Origin of the sequence: Burkholderia sp. BCC1999 (assembly GCF_905339975.1) — a bacterium.
Lineage (GTDB): Bacteria > Pseudomonadota > Gammaproteobacteria > Burkholderiales > Burkholderiaceae > Burkholderia.
The window spans coordinates 1-250 of the sequence record NZ_CAJPHP010000079.1 but is presented as its reverse complement, the minus strand read 5'-3'; the positions used below and the strand labels follow the sequence as shown (position 1 = coordinate 250).

1 tRNA gene is annotated in these 250 nt (G+C 52.0%); it reads left to right on the top strand.

The window, feature by feature from the left end:
- The first annotated feature begins 86 nt into the window (after positions 1-86).
- A tRNA-Ala gene (locus U5809_RS34640) sits at positions 87-162 on the top strand.
- Positions 163-250 lie beyond the last annotated feature (88 nt).

Genomic DNA, 250 nt, shown 5'->3' with positions numbered 1-250 from the left:
ACGTGTCGATGATCGTTAGCGCTTTAGCGCTTACGAGAATCCCATGCCGACAAGGCTATAACACCTGAGGTCATCTGTACTCAAATGGGGGCATAGCTCAGCTGGGAGAGCACCTGCTTTGCAAGCAGGGGGTCGTCGGTTCGATCCCGTCTGCCTCCACCAATCTTCAATGACAAGCGTTCGACTTGGATCGAATCTTTGTCATTGGCGATTGAGCCAGTCAGAGGATATCAACAGATATCGGCTGTCG